This is a genomic window from Lysobacter sp. ESA13C, assembly GCF_019970005.1.
In the GTDB taxonomy this organism is placed as follows: domain Bacteria; phylum Pseudomonadota; class Gammaproteobacteria; order Xanthomonadales; family Xanthomonadaceae; genus Lysobacter; species Lysobacter antibioticus_B.
This window is the reverse complement of sequence record NZ_JAHXYK010000013.1, coordinates 143,929-159,617: the sequence shown is the minus strand read 5'-3', so window position 1 is coordinate 159,617 and position 15,689 is coordinate 143,929. Positions and strand designations below refer to the sequence as shown.

General features: G+C 68.3%; 14 protein-coding genes. 9 read left to right on the top strand and 5 right to left on the bottom strand.

Features of this window, described 5'->3' with window-relative positions:
- Positions 1-141 precede the first annotated feature (141 nt).
- Positions 142-2,778, top strand: coding sequence for a LysM domain-containing protein (locus LC490_RS21670; protein ID WP_223621581.1), 2,637 nt, complete (start codon positions 142-144; stop codon positions 2,776-2,778).
- A 64-nt stretch (positions 2,779-2,842) separates the two neighbouring features.
- On the opposite strand, the gene LC490_RS21665 is transcribed toward LC490_RS21670, so the two are convergent.
- The gene (locus tag LC490_RS21665) at positions 2,843-3,898 is read right to left on the bottom strand and encodes an isoaspartyl peptidase/L-asparaginase (RefSeq protein ID WP_223621580.1); all 1,056 of its coding nucleotides are present in this window, start codon (positions 3,896-3,898) and stop codon (positions 2,843-2,845) included.
- 38 nt (positions 3,899-3,936) lie between these two features.
- Positions 3,937-5,001 carry a cyanophycinase gene (locus tag LC490_RS21660; protein ID WP_223621579.1) on the bottom strand — a complete coding sequence of 355 codons (1,065 nt, stop codon included), beginning with the start codon at positions 4,999-5,001 and terminating at the stop codon, positions 3,937-3,939.
- A gap of 151 nt (positions 5,002-5,152) precedes the next feature.
- Between LC490_RS21660 and LC490_RS21655 the strand changes: the two genes are divergently transcribed.
- From LC490_RS21655 to LC490_RS21645, 3 genes are all read left to right on the top strand, one after another.
- Entirely contained in the window at positions 5,153-5,737 is a 585-nt protein-coding gene (locus LC490_RS21655; RefSeq protein WP_031372093.1) for a sigma-70 family RNA polymerase sigma factor, read from the top strand.
- Positions 5,715-6,806, top strand: coding sequence for a FecR domain-containing protein (locus tag LC490_RS21650; RefSeq protein WP_223621578.1), 1,092 nt, complete (start codon positions 5,715-5,717; stop codon positions 6,804-6,806). The genes LC490_RS21655 and LC490_RS21650 overlap by 23 nt, the downstream gene beginning before the upstream one ends.
- A 451-nt stretch (positions 6,807-7,257) precedes the next feature.
- Complete coding sequence (locus tag LC490_RS21645; RefSeq protein WP_223621605.1) at positions 7,258-9,993, top strand: TonB-dependent receptor; 2,736 nt, start codon at positions 7,258-7,260, stop codon at positions 9,991-9,993.
- 69 nt (positions 9,994-10,062) lie between these two features.
- Here LC490_RS21645 and LC490_RS21640 read toward each other — a convergent pair whose 3' ends face one another.
- Complete coding sequence (locus LC490_RS21640) at positions 10,063-10,833, bottom strand: trans-aconitate 2-methyltransferase (protein ID WP_223621577.1); 771 nt, start codon at positions 10,831-10,833, stop codon at positions 10,063-10,065.
- 309 nt (positions 10,834-11,142) lie between these two features.
- Here LC490_RS21640 and LC490_RS21635 point away from each other — a divergent pair, with 309 nt between their 5' ends.
- Complete coding sequence (locus LC490_RS21635) at positions 11,143-11,481, top strand: hypothetical protein (RefSeq protein WP_152566224.1); 339 nt, start codon at positions 11,143-11,145, stop codon at positions 11,479-11,481.
- A 68-nt stretch (positions 11,482-11,549) separates the two neighbouring features.
- Here the strand turns inward: LC490_RS21635 and arsB are convergent, their stop codons facing one another.
- Together arsB and LC490_RS21625 are read right to left on the bottom strand one after the other, a co-directional pair.
- Positions 11,550-12,575, bottom strand: a complete 1,026-nt coding sequence (arsB, locus tag LC490_RS21630) for an ACR3 family arsenite efflux transporter (RefSeq protein ID WP_223621604.1) — start codon at positions 12,573-12,575, stop codon at positions 11,550-11,552.
- 44 nt (positions 12,576-12,619) lie between these two features.
- Positions 12,620-12,979, bottom strand: coding sequence for a metalloregulator ArsR/SmtB family transcription factor (locus LC490_RS21625; protein WP_223621576.1), 360 nt, complete (start codon positions 12,977-12,979; stop codon positions 12,620-12,622).
- Between the two features lie 46 nt (positions 12,980-13,025).
- Here LC490_RS21625 and arsH point away from each other — a divergent pair, with 46 nt between their 5' ends.
- From arsH to LC490_RS21605, 4 genes are read left to right on the top strand one after another with little or no spacing between them, the layout of a single operon-like run.
- Positions 13,026-13,892, top strand: a complete 867-nt coding sequence (gene arsH, locus LC490_RS21620; RefSeq protein ID WP_223621575.1) for an arsenical resistance protein ArsH — start codon at positions 13,026-13,028, stop codon at positions 13,890-13,892.
- Between the two features lie 3 nt (positions 13,893-13,895).
- The gene (arsC, locus tag LC490_RS21615) at positions 13,896-14,315 is read left to right on the top strand and encodes an arsenate reductase (glutaredoxin) (RefSeq protein ID WP_223621574.1); all 420 of its coding nucleotides are present in this window, start codon (positions 13,896-13,898) and stop codon (positions 14,313-14,315) included.
- Between the two features lie 56 nt (positions 14,316-14,371).
- The gene (arsN2, locus tag LC490_RS21610) at positions 14,372-14,827 is read left to right on the top strand and encodes an arsenic resistance N-acetyltransferase ArsN2 (RefSeq protein WP_223621573.1); all 456 of its coding nucleotides are present in this window, start codon (positions 14,372-14,374) and stop codon (positions 14,825-14,827) included.
- Positions 14,770-15,636: an ECF-type sigma factor gene (locus LC490_RS21605; RefSeq protein ID WP_223621572.1), complete on the top strand. Its 867-nt coding sequence runs from the start codon at positions 14,770-14,772 to the stop codon at positions 15,634-15,636. Before arsN2 ends, LC490_RS21605 begins: the two co-directional genes overlap by 58 nt.
- Positions 15,637-15,689 lie beyond the last annotated feature (53 nt).

Below are 15,689 nucleotides of genomic sequence, written 5' to 3'. Positions count from 1 at the left end.
AGCGCGCCGCGCCGTGCGTGCCGGTGCCAGCGGCATGGCCGCCATACCGCGGCCTAGGGACCGCCCTAGCGTTCGTCGCCGCCGCGCCAGTGCTACGGTCCCCGCCAAACGACTTTCGCCCGAATCCGAGCGGACCACGCCATGAGCTTCATCAACTTCCTCGATTCCGTTTCGCGCGCGGTGCAGCAGCTCGCGACCCAACCGGCCGCGCCGGTGCACGTGGTCCAGCGCCACGAGACCTTGCCCGACATCGCCGCGCAACACCGCGGCACGGTGCCGCAGGAGGTCTACGAACAGAGTCTCAAGGACGCCAACCCGCAGGTGTTGAACTGGGAGGCGCTGTACCCGGACACGCCGTTGCAGTTGCCGCCCGCGCACGACGGCGAGGCCGATCCGGTGGTCCATGCCGCCGCGCCGGCCCAGGCCGACAAGCCGACGCTGTCGCCGGAAGCGCAGCGCGTCGACGCCGCGCTCAAGGCCGACGCCCAGCAGTCCACGCCGCAGACCCAGGCCGAGTTGAAGTCGGCGATCCAGGCCGAGATGAAGGCGCGTTTCCAGGTCGAGTTCGACGCGCGCCCGACCGGCGCGATCTACGACACCAAGGCGATCGCCTCCTATGGCGACAGCATCGCCGCGCGCCACGCCGACGACCCGGCGGCGCAGGCGAGCATCGAGGCCACGGTCAAGGACATCAGCATCGACCATGAAGTCGAATTCGCGCTGATGGTGTCCGGCGGCGGCGATGCCAAATCGGTCATGTCGATCCTGAAGTCGCAATGGGCGTCGATGTCGCCGGAAGCGCAAGCGCGCTTGTCGACCAGCCCCGAGCTGGGCCGCTTGCTCAACGACAAGGTCGAGCCCTACGTGGCGGCGCCGTATGCGAATTTCAGCAGCGACGACCCGCGCGAGCAGCGCGTGCCGGCCAACGAGGCGGCCAAGCGCCTGGCCGAACTGGTCGGCGGCCTGCCGCCCGAACTCGCCAATGCGATGGTGACGCAGAACCTCGACACGGTGATGCGCATCGTCCAGGTCAAGCCGATGTACGCCGGCGAGAAGTTCGGCGGCAGTTCCTATGCCGACATGGCGCGCGTGGTCGGCGCGCTCGGTAACGGCGAGGACGGCAAGCGCATGCGTGCCGACATCGCCAGCATGTACCTGGCCAAGCCCGAAGTGCTGCGCGGGCAGTGGGTGCCGTTCTCGGAGAACATCTCCAACGCGATCCGCGACGGCGCCAGCCCGGCGCTCGCGCTGGAGATGGCCCAGCAACTCAAGAATCAGGGCTTGAACGAACAGGCCGGCGTGTTCCTGCGCGGCATCAGCCACGGCGCCGAGTTGCTGCAAGGCAAGATCGACGCCGACCTGAAGGAATACCAGTCGATGATGGGCGAGCTCGGTCGCCTGTTGAAGTACTCCGAAGGCCTGCCGCCGGAAGCGATCTCGCAGGCGGTCGACAAATACCTGGCCGGCAAGGGCAAGACCAATCCGGGTTGGCTGGAGAAATTCCACGGCCTCGAAGAACGCCTGACCGCGAACGCGAACGTGCTCAAGGACACCCTGGGCGGCTTGAACGCATTGCCCGAGGACCTCAAGGCGACTTATCCGGACCTCGGCAAGGAAATGCAGGCGGTCGCCAACAACGACTCGGTGCTGCAGGCCTTCGGCCTGGCCGCCGCGCGCGACCGCGATTTCCTGATCGGCGCCGAGGCCGATGCGGCGACCAAGCTGTTCGATGTCACCAAGGTGTCGAAGGAAGGCGCCGAGTACCTCAAGCGCCTGGCCAACGACGGCATCCAGCAGGCGGCGTTGAAGGTCTTTTCCGACCTCGATTCCTCCGATCCTACCAGCATCGCCAATGCCAAGACCCAGCTCGAATCGCTGAGCACGCGTTACGCCAGCCTGCTCGGCAAGGACTCCGAGCAATACCGCGAAGCGATCCGCGCGCTCGAAGGCCTGACCAGCGTGCCGGCGGGCGACACCGCGGCGATGGAGGCCCAGCTCAAGCAGTTCAACCAGGCATTGAGCGGTATCGACGGCTTCAACGCCAATCAGCCCGCCGGCGTGACCTTCCGTTCGCTCGGCGTGGCCGCGGCCGGCCTGGCCTTCGCCAAATCGAGCAGCGACCTGATCAGCGACCCGGGCTGGGCCAACGCGGTCGGCGCCTTCGCCGATGCCGCGGGCTTGGCCAAGGACGTGCGCGATCTGATGCACCGTCCGGGCAGCATTCCGATCGACGCCGATTCGGCGCTGGCCGACAGCCACGCCCGCGCCGGCGTGCGCTTCGAAAACTGGAACCGCGCGCTGGGCCTGCTGTCGGCGACCGGCGACATCGCCAAGATGGCCGACGCCCTGCTGTCCGACCGCCCGTACAAGGAAGCCGAGGCGGCGTTGTACGGATTGGGTGCGACCGGCACGGTGGTCATGACCTTGTCGAGCGGCCCGGTCGGCGCCATCGTCGGCGCGGTGATGATCGGCGTGTCGGTGTTCGGCCAGTCGGCCCTGGCCGACGGCCGCGACAAGGACGCCAAGATCAAGGGCTCGCAGGAGTTCCTGCAGAACGCCGGCTTCGACGCCGATGCGGCGCGGATCATGGGCGACCTCGGCGAGGACGAGCACTACCAGTCGATCCCGGTGGTGCCGCTGATGATGGAATACGGCAAGCGCGACGGCCTGGGCACCGGCAAGCCGATGACGCCGGAAGAGACCATCAAGGCGATCAACGACATGCCGCCGGATCAGCTGCAGGCCATGGTCAACCGATTGCGCATCGCCGCGCGCTGAGGCCTGTGAGAGAATCGCGACGGCCGTTGCGGCCGTCGCGGCCGGTCGAACCGTACTGCTGCGATCAGGGCGTGTCGGCGGGTTCCGCCAGGGCTTCGTCCTGGTAGATCGCCACGTGCGGCACGCCGTCGGCGCCGATCCAGCCGCGGTACATGCCTTCGGTGTTGAAGGGCAGGGCGAAACGGCCGTCGGCGCCGAGCGCGATCGCGCCGCCGTCGCCGCCGGCCTTCGGGATCGCCTCGTTGATCACCGCCTTGGCGGCCTCGCCGATGCTCTGCCCGGCGTACTGTACGCGCGCGCAGATGTCGTAGGCGGCCACCGCGCGGATGTAGTACTCGCCCCAGCCGGTGCCGGACACCGCACAGCGCGCGTTCGCATAGGTGCCTGCGCCGATGATCGGCGAATCGCCGACGCGGCCGTAGCGCTTGTTGGTCATGCCGCCGGTCGAGGTGCCTGCGGCGAGGCGGCCGTCGGCATCGAGCGCGACCGCGCCGACCGTGCCGAAGTGCTTGGCGGTTTCGACATCGGCGTGGGCCTTGCCCGAGGCCTCTTCCTTGAGCGCCTTCTGCAACTGCTGCCAGCGCTTCTCGGTGCGGAAATAGGACGGATCGACCAGCGTCACGCCCTGTTCGCGGGCGAAGGCTTCGGCGCCGTCGCCGACCATCATCACGTGCTTGGATTTCTCCATCACCGTGCGCGCCAGCAGGATCGGGTTCTTGACCCGGTGCACGCCGGCGATCGCACCGGCGCGCAGGCTGGCGCCGTCCATCACCGCCGAGTCGAGTTCGTTCTGGCCGTCGTGATTGAACACCGCGCCGCGCCCGGCGTTGAACATCGGCGCGTCCTCGAGCACGGTGATCGCGGCGGTGACGGCGTCCAGCGCGGGCTTGCCGGCCTTCAGCTGCGCATGACCGGCGCGCAGGGCCTGTTCGAGCGCGGCGCGCGCGGCGGTTTCGTCGGCCGGGGTCAGGCCGGCGCGTTCGACGCCGGCGCCGCCGTGGATCACCAGCACCGGTTCCGTCGCCTTTTTGTTCGCCGGCGGTGCGTCGGCGGCGTGGGCGAGCGTCGCCGAGCCGAGCAGCAGCCAGGCGAAACAATGATGACGCAGGGCAGTTGGCATGTTCGGCTCCGGACAGCCCCGGCGAGGGGCGAGAGTGATCAGGGCGGCGGCGGGGGCGCTGCGTTCGCATCGCGCCCGACCAGGCGCCCCGCTTCGACATCATAAAGCGCGGAGAAGGCCGGGCGCTCGACGCGAAAATCCGCCAGGTGCAGCACGCTGTCGCCGCCGACGCCGAGCACCGGCACCGCGCGGACACTGAGCGGCTTGCCCGCGGCATAGACCTCGGCCGCCGGCTGCGGACCCACCAGCCAGGCGTGCCCGCCGTTGCCGCTGAAGACGCGGCCGATGCCGTCGCCGTCGATGCACAGCGCGGTGTACTCGTCGACGCCGATGCCGACCAGGTCGTCGCGGCCTTGTTCCTGCGTCAGCCGCGCCAGCATCGCGATCAGGCGGCCAAGCCGCTCGCGCTTGCCGAAATGGCTGTCGGTGAGCACGCGTTCGAGATAGGGCAGATGCAGGAAGTCATCGACCAAGGTCAGCGCCGGTCCGGCAGGGTCGCGCAAGGCGTCCTCCGAGGTCAGGCTGCCGCCGTCCATGGCGCCGTAGGCGTGCGCGCCGAGAATCGCCAGCCCCGCGCTGGTGCCGCCGATCGGCTTGCCGGCGCGCACGTGCGCATCCAGCGCGCGATTGAGCGGCGTGCCTTTCCAATAGCGCACGTAGTTGGACTGATCGCCGCCGGCGAGGAAGATGCCGTCGGCCTGGCGCACGATCTCCAGCACCTGCGGGTCGCTGGCGGCGCGGCGATCCTCGAACACCAGGGTCTGCGCGGCGGTGATGCCGCCGATGTCCCGGAAGAACTCGTCCTGCGCCTCGGTGCTGCCGGAGGCGCGCAGGATCACGATGCGGCCGTGGCCGGCGCGCTCGATCATCCAGCGGAACGCCGGGTAGGGCCAATCGCCGCCACCGACCAGCATCGCCCCGGCGCGGGTCGGCGCCGGCCGCGGCGCGGCGAGGTCGCCGATCGCGTAGTAGCGATAGCCGTCGCGGCGCGACTCGGTGGTGTCCGTGGCCAAGGCGCTGGTGCAGCCAACGGCCAGGACAGCGCCGAGCACGCCTTGGCACAGCGTTCGAGCCAACACGGACCGGCGGGACCACAGGCGCATCGTTCGACTCCGGCTGGGTATGAAGGGCCAAGACGAACCAGCGCCGGCTTTCCCCCATGTCCGTTCGCAAATTCGCGCCCGCGCGCGCAATCCGCTGATCGGCTGCAGCGGCCGCTACGGAATGGACGTCGGAATCGGCTAAGGTCGGCGCATGAACGCCGCCCTCGACGCTTGGTTCGCCCGCGAGATCCTCGTGCACGAAGAGGCGCTGGTGCACGTGCTGCGGCGTTATTGGCCGCATCGCGACGACCTCCACGACCTGCGCCAAGAGGTCTACGTCCGCGTCTACGAGGCTGCCGGCAAGGCCTTGCCGACCCAGCCCAAGTCGTTCCTGTTCGCGACCGCGCGGCACCTTATGACCGACCGCCTGCGCCGCGGCAAGGTGGTGTCGATCGAGCCGGTGGGTGATTTCGAGGCTTTGAACGTCTTGATAGACGAGGTCTGTCCGGAGCGCCGGCTCGGCGCGCGGCAGATCCTCAAGCGTCTCGCCGAAGCCTTCGACCGTCTGCCCGATCGCTGCCGCGAGGTGGTGTGGCTGCGCCGGGTCGACGAGTTGTCGCAGAAGGAAGTGGCCGAGCGTCTGGGCATCAGCGAGAAGACCGTGGAGAAACAGATGGCCAAGGGGGTGCGTCTGATCGCCGAGTATTTCTACGGCGGCGAACCCTCGCGTGCGGACTTGCCGCGCAAGCCGCAGGCCGACAAGGAAACGGAACATGGCAAGCAGCAGACAGATTGAGCGCGACGCAGCGCAGTGGTTAGCCAGGCGCGAGGGGGGCGATTGGTCGGCGCTGGAACAGGCCGAGCTCGACGCCTGGCTTGCGGCCTCGACCGCGCACCGGGTCGCGTTCCTGCGTCTGGACGCGGCCTGGGCACAGAGCGACCGGCTCAAGGCGCTCGGCGCCGGGGCCGCTTCGGACGGCGTGCCGGCGCGTGGGCAATGGCTGCATTCGAGCTTCGATCTGCAGGCGCCGCGCGCCGAGTCGATGCCGGAACCGCCGACGCCGGCCGCGACCGGTCACGACGCCGCCGCGCTGGTGTTCGCACCGCGCCGCTCGGCCGCGCGCGGCGGCCGTGGCCTGCGTTATGCGGGCGTCGCGATGCTGGCGTTGTTGGGCGTCGCCTCGTTCTGGGGTTGGCAGCGTCAGGCCGTGGTCGAACAGGCTTCCTACCGCACCGCGATGGGCGACCTCAGCGACGTCGCCCTGGCCGACGGCTCGCAGGCGACGCTGAGCAGCGACAGCCGCATCGAGGTGGCCTTGTCGCGCAGCGAGCGTCATGTCGAACTGCAGCAGGGCGAGGCCTTCTTCGATGTCGCCAAGGACGCGCGGCGGCCGTTCGCGGTGGTGGCCGGCGGCCGCCGGGTGATCGCGGTCGGCACCCGCTTCTCGGTGCGCCGCGAGGGCGCCGACTTGCGCGTGGTCGTCACCGAAGGCACGGTGCGGCTCGAATCCGAGCCGGTCGGCGGCCGTCGCCAGCCGACCAGCGTGTTGCCGGCCGGCAGCACCGCCTTCGCCAGCCGCAGCGGCGTGTTGGTGCGCATCGGTTCGGTCGAGGACGCCGAGCGCCAGGTCGATTGGCGTCGCGGCTATCTGGTGTTCCGCGACACGCCGTTGAGCGCAGCCGCGGCCGAATTCAACCGCTATAACGCCCGCAAGATCGTCATTGGCGATGCCGCCGCGGGCGAGCTGCGGGTCGGCGGCAACTTCCGCTGGTCCAACACCGAAGTGTTCGTGCGCCTGCTCGAACAGGTCACGCCGGTCCGCGTCGAGCACCACCCGGACCGCATCGTCCTGCACAGCCGCTAGCCGGCTCCGCGTCGGCAGGCCGCAGCGCGTGCGGGATTTGCCGGCTTCGTTCGTCCTGATATCCCGATGGGCGCTGCAAGGCGCCGATGGGGAGGGGAACCCGATGTCGCGAAGTGCGCGTGTGTGGTGGTTGAGTCTGGCCTGTTCGGCCGCGTTGTCCGCCCAGGCGCAAGTCGCGGCGAAGCGGGAGGCGATCGATATTCCGGCGGGGGAGCTGGTGTCGGCGCTGGATGTGCTGGCGAGGCAGTCGGGGGTGCAGTTCGTCTACCGCGCCGATCGTCTCAAGGGGTTGCGTACTCGGGGGGTGCAGGGGGCGATGTCGGCCGAGGCCGCGCTCGACCGCCTGCTGCTCGGCAGCGGTCATGTGGCGCGGCGCGATGCGTCGGGGGCGATGGTGATCGTCAAGGATCCGACGCCGCCGAAGCCGCGCAAGAAGACCTCGCTGGCGCCGATGGGGAGCGGCGCCGACATCGTCGAGGCGTCGCCGCCGTCGACGACCGAGCTGGAAGGCGTGCAGGTCACCGGCTCGCGCATTCCGCGCAGCCAGATCGAAGGCCCGGCGCCGATCACGGTGATGACCGCGCAGGAGATCAAGGCCAACGGCTTCACCACCGTGCCCGACGTGCTGCGGGCGATGACCCAGAACGGCGGCGAGACCCAGAGCCAGCAGTCGGCCAGCGCCGCCGACTTCTCGCCGGGCGCACAGCAGGTCGACCTGCGCGGGCTCGGCCCGAACCACACCCTGGTGCTGGTCAACGGCCGCCGCATCGCCGACTTTCCGATGCCGTTCAAGGGCCGCAGCAACTTCACCGACATCTCGAATATTCCGCTCGGCATGGTCGACCGGATCGAGATCCTGACCGGCAGCGCCTCGGCGATCTACGGCTCGGATGCGATCTCCGGCGTGGTCAATTTCATCCTCAAAAAGCGCGCCGATGGCACCACCGTCGACTTTCGCCTCGGCGACACTACGCGTGGCGGCGGCGAGTCGTTCAACCTCAGCGTCTCCAGCGGCTACGGCAACGATCGCTTCAACGCGGTCTACGGTTTCGAGCTGCAGGTGCAGAACCCGTTGTGGGCTTACGAGCGCTCGATCCAGGACTCGACCCGGGATGCGCCGACCGCGAGCACGCGCGCCGCGCGCCGCGCCTTCCTGCGTACCAACTGGGACGACGAATACCTCGATCCCGGCGCCGCCTGCGGCCCCTTGGCCTCGCTCAACGGCGGCACCACCTACCGCGCCTCGCGTTCCGGCTGGGGGCCGGACGGCGAGGACGGCTACTACTGCGGCAGCGACGAGTCGATCGGCTACGGCACCATGATCAACAAGCGCGAAGGCCTCAATGCCTACGCCTCGTTGAGCTACGCCTTCGGCGACGCCAGCGAATGGTTCGCCGATGTGCAGTTGGGTTATCACGAACTGTCGATGTACCGCGACGTCACCGAATGGAGCTACCAGGCCCCCGACGGCAACGAGGCCGGTTATTTCCACAACCGCGCCACCGACCAGGTCGAGTATTGGCAGCGACAGTTTTCGCCCGAGGAAATGGGCGGCCTGGATCGCGGCATGATCCGCAACCGGCAGCGTACTTTCAGCTTGGCCACCGGCTTCAAAGGCCGCTTCGGCGAGGCCTGGGACTGGGAAGCCGCGCTGAGCCATTCGCAGTACCAATCGACGATCAGTTGGCCGCAGATCGTCGCGTCCCGGGCCAACGATCTGTTCCTCGGGCCGCAGCTCGGCGTCGACGACGACGGCTTCGCGATCTTCGACGCCGACCCCGAGCGCCTGTACCGGCCGCTGAGCCGGCAGGAGTACGACGCCATCGGCGCGCGTTCGACCTATCGGCCGAAGTCGCGCACCGACGCGCTGTCGCTGACCCTGACCAATATCGGGCTGTTCGCCCTGCCGGCCGGCGAGGTCGGCTTCGCCGGCACGCTCGAACTCGGCAACCAAAGCTACGACCTGCGCCCCGATCCGCTCGCCACCGGCTATCACTACTACAGCTGGCGCGATTCGGACGGCCGCGGCAGCCGCGACCGCTGGGCCGCGGCGGGCGAGTTGCGTTTGCCCTTGCACGAGCGCTTGAACCTCAGCGTCGCCGGCCGTTACGACCAATACCGCTACGGCGGCCACGACATCGACAAGTTCACCTACAGCGCCGGCCTGGAATGGCGGCCGCTCGACTCCCTGCTGCTGCGCGGCTCCTACGGCACCGCGTTCCGCGCGCCGGACCTGCATTACGTGTTCGCCGGCGAAGGCAATCAGGAATCGAGCGGGATCGACTATTACCGTTGCCGCAGCGAAGAGCCCGACAGCGACCTCAACGATTGCTCGTACGGCGACGAAGGCCTGGTCGTCACCCGCAGCGGCAACCGCAAGCTGGAACCGGAAACCAGCACCTCGTGGACTGCCGGCGTGGTCTGGTCGCCGCGTCCGAATCTGGATTTCTCCGTCGACTACTTCGACATCGATCTGCGCGACCAGGTCCAGGACCTGCGTATCGACGACGTGCTGCGCGACGAAGCCGGTTGCCGTCTCGGCACGCGCGCCGACGGCAGCACGGTCGATCCCGGTTCGCCGACCTGCGCCGATGCTTTGGCACGGATCCGGCGCACCAGCGAAGGCAAGCTCTACGGCGTCTACGTCAACCCGATCAACATCGCCAGCGAACGCACCAGCGGCGTCGATGTCAGCACCCATTACCGCCTCGACACCGGCCTGGGCACCTTTCGCCTCGGCGCCAGCTACACCTGGGTGCGCGAACACGAAAGCCAGCAGTACGCCGGCGACCGCGTCGAAGACCAGTTCGCGGTCAACAGCGGTTTCGACATCCCGCGCACCAAGGCCAGCGCCAGCGTGAGCTGGGAAAAGGAGCGCTGGTCGGCGACCGTGCACGGCGAACGCCTGGGCCGATTGCCGAGCGGGGATTCCTACAACGAGGTCTACGAGCCCGGCGGCGACGCCAGTGCCTGGATCGGCGCGACTTATCGCTACAACGCTTCGTTGCGCTACCGCTTCAGCGACCACGCCCAACTGTCGCTGGCGGTGACCAATCTGTTCGACAAGCTGCCGCCTAAGGATGCGACCTACAGCAGCTATCCGTATTACGACGTGTCCTGGTTCGATGCCGTCGGCCGCCAGGTCTTTCTGCAGTACACCCACAAATTTGGCGGCCGAGCTTTATAGGCCAACCCCGCGTCCCGCGGCAAGGATGGCCGCGGGGCGATTTTCCATCGCCGGCCGCATTTTCGCGATTCAGCGCTGCGCCGTGCGCGCGACGACGAAGATGCGGCGGAACTCGAACCAAGTGGTGCCGTCGCTGCGCGGCGGATAGGCGCGGTCGAGCCGCGGCGCGAGTTCGGCGCGGAAGCGTTGCCAATCGGCGCCATTAAGCGCGGCCTGGATCGGTCGCAAGGCCGTGCCGCTGATCCATTCCAGCACTGCATCCGGGCCGGACAACCGCTGCACGTAGGTGGTTTCCCAGGCATCGACTTCGCAGTCCTGCGTCGCCAGCAATTCGGCGTAGGCGCGCGGCGCATCGACCGCGCCGCCTTCGCGCAGTTCCACCGAGCCCAGCAGCGGCGCCCACGACGCGCTGGCCGCCAGTTCACGAACCAAAGCGTGCGAGGGCGCATCGAAGTTGCCCGGCACCTGGATCGCCAACCACGCGCCACCCGGCAACTGACGCGCCCAGCGTCGCAGTAACTCGCGATGCTCGGGCACCCATTGCAGCACCGCGTTCGAAACCACCACGTCGGTGTCGGGGCGCGGCACCCAGTCGCGCACGTCGCGCAATTCGGCGGCGACTCCGGCGGCTTGCGCCGCCTGCACCATCTCCGGCGAGTTGTCGCTGGCTTCGAGCGTGGCCCTGGGCCAGCGTGCGGCCAAGGCACGGGTCAGATTGCCCGGGCCGCAGCCCAAGTCGACCACGCGGCGTGGGTGCTCGGCGCGCACGCGTTCGATCAGGTCGAAGAACGGCCGGCCGCGCAGATCGGCGAAGTCGAGGTATTTGTCGGGGTCCCACATGGCGAGCTCCGCGAACCGATGGTCGGTCTGTCTTGCTTGTCTGTTCTTGCTTGTCGGTCTTGGGTGATCCGCCTTCGTGCATGCGCGGCGCAGCGTTCGGCCTGCGCGATGGGTAGCTCGGCGTTGCAGTTCACGCTCAGCATTCCATCGCCGGCGTTAACGCGATGTTGAATCGTGTGGGCGATCACAACCCGAGCGTGAGCGACTAAGGCCTTCGGCAAGTCTATGAACGAACGGTCATAAACTTCGCCGCCGCATCGATTATGGTGCCGCGCACAGGGGGCTTCGTCCTGACCGGAGCCTTGCACCATGAGTACGAAACTTTCCGCGGACGCTACGACTTTGCCCTTGAGTTACTGGGCGTTGAACTATCGTCATGCGGCGTTCTATCGCGATGGCACCCGGTTCGAGGATTACGCACCGGCGATCTATCTCGGCATCACCGCGCAGATCGAGAATCCGGGCCTGGTCTTCGACGACGTGGTGCCCGAGCTGGAAGCGCGTTATCAGCAGATCTGTTCCGGATCGACGCTGTCCTGGTCGCAGGCCGCCTGTGCGGCGGAAGCGGCGTGGACGCGTGCGCGGATGATTTCCGGCGCGGCCCGCGCCGCGTTCGAATCCGAGCTGGCCCGGCGTCGCGCCGCCTGAAACCTGCGCAGCGCGCCCGCGGCCATCGGCCCGGGCGCGCCGATTCTTTACTCGCTGATTTTTCGCGTTCAGGCGCGCGCTTGGTACCAGCCCTTACTGGCATTGACGATCCGCACCACCGACAACATCACCGGCACTTCCACCAACACGCCGACCACCGTCGCCAGCGCGGCGCCGGAGTGCACGCCGAACAAACCGACCGCGGCGGCCACCGCCAGTTCGAAGAAGTTGCTTGCGCCGATCAGCGCCGACGGGCCGGCGACGCTGTGCGCCACGCCGAGCTTGCGATTGAGCAGATAGGACAGGCCCGAGGTGAAATAAACCTGGATCAGGATCGGCACCGCCAGCATCGCGATGATCGCCGGCTGGGCCACGATCTGCCGGCCCTGGAAACCGAACAACAGCACCAGCATCAGCAATAACGCGGCCAGCGACAGCGGCCCGAGACGATGCAGCAGCTTCTGCAAAGCCGCATCGCCGCCACGGCACAGCACCGCCTTGCGCAGCAACACTGCGATCGCCACCGGCGCGACGATGTACAGCCCGACCGACAGCAGCAAGGTCGACCACGGCACCACGATCGACGACAGCCCCAGCAGCAGGCCGACGATCGGCGCGAACGCGACCACCATGATCAGATCGTTGAGCGCGACCTGGCTCAGGGTGAACTCCGGGTCGCCGTCGCACAGATTGCTCCACACGAACACCATCGCCGTGCACGGTGCGGCTGCGAGCAGGATCAGGCCGGCGACGTAGGAATCGAGTTGCTCGACCGGCAAGCGGTCGGCGAAAGCGTGGCGGATGAAGAGCCACGCCAGCAGCGCCATCGAGAACGGTTTGACCGCCCAGTTCACGAACAGGGTCACGCCGATGCCGCGCCACTGCCGCCGCACCTGCGCCATCGCGGCGAAGTCGATCTTCAACAGCATCGGCACGATCATCAGCCAGATCAGCGCCGCCACCGGCAGGTTGACCTTGGCGATCTCGGCCTCGCCGAGGGTCGCGAACAGCCCCGGCATGGCGTAACCGAGCGCGGTGCCAGCGACGATGCAGGCCAGCACCCACCAGGTCAGGTGGCGCTCGAACGCGCCCATGCGCTTGGATAATGGGGCCGGCGCGGCGGCTTGCGCGGTCGCGCTCATGCCTGCGCCTGCTTGGGGCTGGCGCAGCTGTCGGCCTGCGGATCGCAGCCGGCCGGCGCGCACTGCTGCGGCTGGCCGCCGCAGCAGTTGCGGGTCAGGAACTCGATCAGGCCGTTCATGGCGCCGAAGTCGGCGCGGTAGCAGATGTAGCGGCCCTGCGACTCGCCCTGGACCAAGCCGGCGGCGCTGAGTTCCTTGAGGTGGAAGGACAGGGTCGCGCCCGGCAGCGCCAGGGCCTCGGCGATCTCGCCGGCCATGCGCCCGGCCGGGCCGGCCTCGACCAGCAAACGGAAGATCGCCAGGCGGGTGGGCTGGCCCAGGGCGGCGAGGGCGGTGGTGGCTTGATTGATTTCCATAATTCCAGAATAGTAGAAACAACAACCGACCTCAAGCCGAGCCGTCATGCCCACTCTGCCCAACCTCGTCAGCGCCGCCCTGGACCTGCCCGACCTCGACAAGCTCGCGCTCACCGGCGCGACCCACCCGCCGCGGATCCTGATTCTGTACGGCTCGCTGCGCCCGCAATCGTTCAGCCGCAAGGCCGCGTTGGAAGCCGAGCGCATCCTGCGCCACTTCGGTGCCGAGACCCGGGTGTTCGACCCGCACGATCTGCCGATCCTCGACAGCGTGAGCGCCGACCACCCCAAGGTGCGGCAACTGCGCGAGTGGTCGCTGTGGTCCGAGGGCCAGGTCTGGGTCAGCCCGGAGCGCCACGGCAGCCCGACCGCGGTGTTCAAGAACCAGATCGACTGGCTGCCGCTGGAGGAGGGCAGCGTGCGCCCGACCCAGGGCCGCACCCTCGCGGTCATGCAGGTCTGCGGCGGCTCGCAATCGTTCAACGTGGTCAACGCGCTGCGCGTGCTCGGCCGCTGGATGCGCATGATCACCATCCCGAACCAATCCTCGGTACCGAAGGCCTGGCAGGAGTTCGACGAACAGGGGCGGATGAAACCCTCGCCGTATTACGATCGCATCGTCGACGTGATGGAAGAGCTGTTCAAGTTCACCCTGCTGGTGCGCGATCGCAGCGACTACCTCAGCAGCCGCTACAGCGAACGCAAGGGCGATCTCGCCGCGCAAACGCTGGCGGTGGCTTCCGGCGCGGTAGCGCTGCCTGGGAGCGCCGCTGCGGACGGCGCCGCGAACGATGCCGCGACTGAGGCTGCGAACGAGGCCGAAGCCGATACGAACACCGCAATCCACCCCAGCGCCGCTGCGCGCACGCCGTCGGCGTGCTGCGGCAGTGCCTGCGCCTCCAACGAGAGCTGAGCCATGGACATCACGATCTACCACAACCCCGCCTGCGGCACCTCGCGCAATACCCTCGCCTTGATCCGCCACGCCGGGATCGAGCCGACCGTGATCGAGTACTTGCAGGACCCGCCGTCGCGAGCGGCCCTGGTCGAACTGATCGCCGCCGCCGGCCTCAGCGTCCGCGAGGCCATGCGCCAGAACGTCGCGCCTTATGTCGAGCGCGGCCTCGACGATACGACGCTGTCGGACGATGCCCTGATCGAAGCGATGCTGCGCGATCCGATCCTGATCAATCGTCCCTTCGTGGTCAGCCCGCTCGGCGCGCGCCTGTGCCGTCCGTCCGAACTCGTGCTCGACCTGCTGCCGCCGATTACCCGGCCTTTCAGCAAGGAAGACGGCGAAGTCGTGATCGATGCCGACGGGCGCCGGGTGTCGTAGCCTCGCAGGCCGATCGGTCAAGATACGTCCGAACCTCCGCCCACCCGGAAACCACGATGACGCCCGCCATACGCCCGCTCGCCGCCGACGAAACCGCCGCCGTGCGCACCTTGTTGCTCGACAGCGGCCTGCCGGTCGACGATCTGGCCAGCGCCGCGATCGAGTTCCGCGTCGCGGTCGACGAAAACCAAGCGATGCTCGGCGTGGTCGGCATCGAGGTCTTTGACGAGGCCGGCCTGCTGCGCTCCCTCGCGGTCGAGCCGCGGGCCCGCCATCGCGGCATCGGCCACGCCCTGGCTTCGTCGCTGGAAGCCGATGCGCGCGCGCGCGGCTTGCGACAGCTGGTGCTGCTGACCCAGACCGCCGAAGCCTTCTTCGCCCGCCGCGGCTACACCGTCATCGACCGGGCCGCCGCCCCGGCCGGCATCCAGCGCAGCGCGGAATTCCGCTCGCTGTGCCCGGCCTCGGCGGTGTGCATGAGTTTGCTGCTGGAGCCGGCGCGGGTTGGTTGACGCCATGCGTCGGTACCGCGCTGCAGGCAGGACGGTATATGCCCTCGCACCGGCGTCCGCATCCGGCCGCGGACTGCGTTAATCGAATGGGGCAGTACTGGAGACGGATCTCGGATATGGCGGGTTTGGAGCTATTGGAATCGCCGCGGGCTGCGGCGGTGAGCGGGCCTTTGGCAGAAACGTCGGTGTTGCAGCAGCCATCGGCCCATGACGGATCGGCGCTTGGCGGACCGGCGCTCGGATCGGAAGCGGCCGGCGCCGAAGTAACGGCGCTATTGCAGCGTTGGGGCGCGGGCGATGCCAAGGCGCTCGATGCTTTGCTGCCCTTGGTCTACGCCGATCTGCGCGGGATCGCGCGACGCGAGCTGTATGGCCATCGCGGTCACGACACGTTGCAGCCGACGGCGTTGGTCAACGATGTGTTCGTGCGTCTGCTCGGCAGCGATCGGCTGCAGTGTCTGGGCAGCCGCGCGCATCTGTTCAATACCGCGGCGCGGATCATGCGGCAGTTGTTGGTCGACCGCGCGCGGCGCGCGGCGTGCGACAAGCACGGTGGCGCCTGGAGGCGCGACGATTTCGCCTGCGCGCTCGATCTGCCGATCCCGGAGCGCACTTTGCTGCCGGAACTCGACGTGGCCTTGGACGAGTTGGCCAGGCTCGATGAGCGCATGGCCAAGGTCGTCGAACTGCGCTATTTCACCGGGCTCAGCGTGGCCGAAGTCGCGCGTTTGCTCGAGGTCGAGGAGCGCACGGTCTATCGCGATTGGGCTGCGGCCCGCGCCTGGCTGCGCGACCGTCTGTCCGAGTGATGGCAGGTTGAGGCGGCGCTTCGCGTTGTCTTTTGCGACCCGAGCCAGAGCTT